Source organism: Mycobacterium sp. TH-M25 (assembly GCF_057473665.1).
The window spans coordinates 1-4,479 of sequence record NZ_JBYCLA010000090.1 but is presented as its reverse complement, the minus strand read 5'-3'; the positions used below and the strand labels follow the sequence as shown (position 1 = coordinate 4,479).

The 4,479-nt window shown below is 65.4% G+C and carries 5 protein-coding genes and 1 pseudogene; 1 reads left to right on the top strand and 5 read right to left on the bottom strand.

The window, feature by feature from the left end; genetic code table 11:
* From AC2VOU_RS03210 to AC2VOU_RS03200, 3 genes are all read right to left on the bottom strand, one after another.
* Positions 1-214, bottom strand: a 214-nt coding sequence (locus AC2VOU_RS03210; protein ID WP_486956056.1) for a PE family protein, incomplete at its 3' end; no start/stop codon positions are given.
* A gap of 263 nt (positions 215-477) precedes the next feature.
* Positions 478-1,596: a Nickel transporter NicT gene (gene nicT / locus AC2VOU_RS03205; RefSeq protein ID WP_486956055.1), complete on the bottom strand. Its 1,119-nt coding sequence runs from the start codon at positions 1,594-1,596 to the stop codon at positions 478-480.
* A gap of 128 nt (positions 1,597-1,724) precedes the next feature.
* Complete coding sequence (locus AC2VOU_RS03200; protein ID WP_486956054.1) at positions 1,725-2,843, bottom strand: alkaline phosphatase family protein; 1,119 nt, start codon at positions 2,841-2,843, stop codon at positions 1,725-1,727.
* Between the two features lie 31 nt (positions 2,844-2,874).
* On the opposite strand from AC2VOU_RS03200, the gene AC2VOU_RS03195 reads away from it, so the two are divergent.
* Entirely contained in the window at positions 2,875-3,363 is a 489-nt protein-coding gene (locus AC2VOU_RS03195; RefSeq protein ID WP_486956053.1) for a Fur family transcriptional regulator, read from the top strand.
* On the opposite strand, the gene AC2VOU_RS03190 is transcribed toward AC2VOU_RS03195, so the two are convergent.
* Positions 3,314-4,105 carry a DUF6390 family protein gene (locus AC2VOU_RS03190; protein ID WP_486956052.1) on the bottom strand — a complete coding sequence of 264 codons (792 nt, stop codon included), beginning with the start codon at positions 4,103-4,105 and terminating at the stop codon, positions 3,314-3,316. The two genes, AC2VOU_RS03195 and AC2VOU_RS03190, sit on opposite strands and share 50 nt — an antisense overlap.
* Positions 4,102-4,479: pseudogene (locus tag AC2VOU_RS03185) on the bottom strand (hydrogenase formation protein HypD); the annotation flags it as partial. The gene AC2VOU_RS03190 and the pseudogene AC2VOU_RS03185, both read right to left, overlap by 4 nt.

Here is a 4,479-nt window from a genome sequence, read left to right as displayed (position 1 = left end):
TTTCCGCGGCCTGTGCGCTAACCACCTGGTAGGCGTGTGCATGGGCAGCGAATTGCATTGTTGTCAAGGCGGATACCTCGTCGGAGGCGGGCGGGATCAGACCGGTGGTCGGCCCCACCGCTGCGGTGTTCTGCGCTTGAAGTCTCACGCCGACGGATTGAAGGTTGTCCGCTGCAGCGGACACACTTTCCGGTAAGATGGATACGAACGACATGGTTTGTTTCCTTTGCATTAGGGCGCACGACGACGCCGCAAGCCCGAGGCGCGGACTTGCGTGAAATATGTTTCGGCGCAAGCTGATTACAGACAGCTGGCACCGCAACAGCGACCGGATCAAAATCTGCGGTCATCGATTTGTCTCGGCGGCGAAAGCCGCCGGCTCAGCTCAAGGCTGTGACGATCTTGGGTTTGGCACCCGGGTCGGGCATGGTGGCGAGCGCGACCTGGGGTGAACCCAAGTCGACTCTTTGACGCGTCTCAGCCGGCGCGTTCGGCCTGTACCGTCCACTTTTCCTCGATGCGCCCGTAGCGCCAGATCAGCAGGGCGCCGGCCCAGGTGACCACGAACAGTACAACGATGGCAAAACCAATCGTGTTGAGGTCGACACTGCTGAGCCAGCTCCAGAATCCACCGGTCCAGCCGAACTGCCCGGCCAGCAGCCCGAGTAATTCGAAGCTGCCGATGAGCAGCGCGACGATCACCGACAGACCGGTGATGGTGATGTTGTAGTAGACCTTGCGGACGGGGTTGGAAAACGCCCAGCCGTAGGCGAAATTCATGAACGAGCCGTCAATGGTGTCCAGTAGGCACATGCCCGCCGCGAACAGCACTGGCAGGCACACGATGGCATACCAGGGCAGGCCGGCGGCGGTGCTGGTGCCGGCCAGCACCAGCAGCGTGACTTCGGTCGCGGTGTCAAAGCCCAAGCCGAACAGCATCCCGATCGGATACATATGCCACGACGCCCTAACCGATTTGGTGAATCGGCCGAGCAGCCGATTGAGCAGCCCGCGACTGTTCAGCTGCGCTTCGAACTCGTCTTCGTCGTAGCGGCCGCGGCGCATCTGCGCGAAGACGCGCAGGATGCCCACCAGGATGGCCACATTGATGATGGCGATCAGGTACAAGAACACGCCCGAGATGGTGGTGCCGATCAGGCTGGTGTAGTGATGCAGGGCCGAAGAGTCCTGCTCGACGGGTCCGATGATGGCCTTGAGTCCAAAGGCGATGAGCAGTGCCAGCCCGAAAACCACCGAAGAATGGCCCAGCGAGAAGAAGAAGCCGACAGCAAGCGGCCGTTGGCCGTCGTTCATCAGTTTTCGGGTGGTGTTGTCGATCGCGGCGATGTGGTCGGCGTCGAATGCGTGGCGTAGCCCCAGTGTGTAGGCGGTCAGGCCGATGCCGATACCGAACGCTTTGTCCCCGATGCTCAAATGAGCCGGCTCGACGACGAGGAGCATTGTGCCCCAACCGATTACATGTAGCGCGATAATGATCGCGAACATCGACCCCAGTCGCAGCCACTCGTCGGGCGTCAAAGCCAAGCGTAGTCGAGGGCGCGACGGGGATGGCCTGCGGAGTGTGTTAGCGGCCATGTCGCGTCCCATCTGGATATGAACCCGGGCCAGTATCGGAGGTAAACCACTTGCAGATGATTCGCAAGGATTCTGCAAGTATTTCACAGGTGGAATTTCGGGCAGTCGGATACGCTGCAGCGCTTCGCTCAGCCCTGGAAGGTGATCAGCGGGATTGCCATTTCGACCGGGTCGCCGGCGCCATGGAAGCCGATGAGCTGAGCCACTTCCGGCGGCTCGTGGGCGCCGGCCAGCACCGCCGTGTCACCCAGACAGCTGACGACAACATCGCCGATCCGCGGCAGGTGCTCGGGTCGCACGGATCCGAGGAACCCAGCCGTGACGGCGTCGTCGCGGCTGCGCACATCGGCTCGCCCATTCAACAGCTCGCGCCAGGCGGCGATCACGTCGGACGTCGCGCCCGGCTCGGTGTGCAGGTAGCGCACCCGCGGATCGCCGGCAACGACGCGTACCCCGGCGCTCAACCGTGGATCGGCGTCAAGGTCGATTCGCTGAGATTCGGGCACATTCAACCCGCCGTGGTCCGCGGTGATCAGCAGAGCCGCATCCGGTGGCAACGCCTCGACCAGCCGGGTGAGCAACCTATCCACGTAGGCGCCGGCGGCGTGCCACTCCGGTGAGCCGACGCCGAACAGGTGCGCCGCGGTGTCGAGTACGGCGGTGTAGGCGTAGACCAGTCCGGGCTCAGCCCGCAGCTGGTCGACCACGAGCTGGGCGTAGTCGTCGTCGTTGGTCGCGGCCTGCAATTGGGCGCCACGGTATGCCGCCTCGGTGAGGCCGCTGCCGAGAAACGCCGCGGGCAGCACAGCACGAGCGCCGACGCCGGCCCATTGCAGCCGTTCGAACCATGTTGGGATGGGCTGCCATTGGCTGGGCGGCGGATCCTTACGCCACCCGATATGGTTGAGCACCCGGTCCGTCTCGGGCAGCTTGACGGTGAAACCGAGAATCCCGTGCTGGCCCGGGGCGACCCCGGTGGCCAACGACGCCAGGCTGGTCGGTGTGGTGGACGGGAAGGTGCAGGCGAGTTGATCAAGCCGGCCGGCGTCGCCGGCCAGCACCGACGCCAGCAGCGGTGCGTCGGCGGCCAGTTCCGGTAGTAGGTGCCAGCCCATCCCGTCGACGAGAACGACCACCACGCGTCGCACGTCGCCGATTCGGGCGGCCACCCCCAACGCGTCCACCGCCCCGTCGACGGACAGCAACGTAGCCGCGGCAGGCAGCACATCGCAGATCGAACCGGCCATAGCTGTCAGTCTGGCAGCCACGGGGCGCTGCGTGCGTGATACTGGACGGGTGGGCAGGCCCTCGGCTTTGGATCCGGCCGTCATCGAGCGGATCGGCGAGCTGCTGCGGGCGCACGGTCTGCGCCGAATGGCGTCGCGCATCGCGGTCCTCGCCGTGCTCGAGCCCGTCCACAGTCACCTTTCGGTGGCAGAGATCGACCGGCGGCTACACGACTGCGTGCCGTCCGACGACCAGGCGCCGGATATGGCGACGATCTACCGGACCGTGACGACGTTGGTGGATCAGGGTGTGCTGCACGCGTTGACGCTGGACGGCGGCGTCACCACCTACGGCTTGGCCACCGACCCGCATCATCACGCGGTGTGCACCGAATGCGGTTCCATCATCGAGGTGCCGGCGCGACGATTGGCCGCCGCGCTCGAACATGCGATGGCGGGCAGCTCATTTGCGCTGTCCGAGCGGGCGGGTCTCACGTTGCGCGGGTTGTGCCCACGGTGCCAGGGTGATGCGGCTGTCTGACGGCGAGCCGCTCGTTGGTGAGGTCGAGTTGACGACGGGTGCTCTCGGTCAATGCACGGACCTGTCCGGGTTGCAGCCGGCCGCACAGCCGACCCCAGTGGAACGCGATCTGGTCACCGGCTGCCACGTCGGGTATTGCGCTGTACCCATCGACCCAGATGTCGAGTGGCCGCGCCGACGGTTCGGACAAACTCAGCACCCGCCCATCCCACACCAGGCGGCGGCAAAACACCTGGATGTTCTCGCTGTCACGGGAAAGCACTGTGCCCCAGGTGATTCTGCAGTTGTCCAGCACGCTCAGCGGGTGCTCGCCGATTCCACGACCCAGAAAGCGGGTCCACGGGTAGACCCCGAATACGTGGAAGCAATGATTGCCGGCGGCCTCGCGCGCCAGCCCCGCGGTCAGGTGCGACCAGTACCGGCCGGCCTGCGGGCCGATGATCTGCAGCAGCGAGTCGAACAGTTCGCGCGGGTCGAGGTCGGCGCCGACACCGCCGCCCAGCCAATACGACTGCACCAGCCGGTAATCCAGCGGATCGGCGATGCCCGTCAGCCGCGACAGCACCCGCAGATACGGCCAGGCGCCGGAGAACATCGTTGCCGCGTGACGGACCTCGTCGAGTGATCCGTCGCGCAAGGTGGCGTCGAGCGGGGGGCCGCAGTAGCCCAGTGCGTTGGGGGCATGGGCGTAGCGCGCGAACATCTCGACACCGGCAGTGTCGAGCTCGGCGTTGACGGTCACGTGCGGCCCACCAGCTTGACCGCGTCGCGGTGCATCCGGCCGAAGTTGTAGTAGGCCGCACACGCTCCCTCGGGTGACACCATGCAGGTGCCGATCGGCGTCTCCGGTGTGCACGCGGTACCGAAAACCTTGCATTCCCAGGGCTTGAGCACGCCCTTGAGCACCTCGCCGCACTGGCATGCCTTGGGGTCGGCGACCCGCACGCCGGGCATCGCGAACCGCAGTTCGGCGTCGAACTCGGCGAAATCGTCGTGCAGCCGCAGTGCGCTTTGCGAAATGAATCCCAGCCCACGCCATTCGAAGTGTGGGCGCAGCGCAAACACCTTGCCCATCAAGGCCAACGCGGCCGGGTTGCCGTTTTCGGGGACGACGCG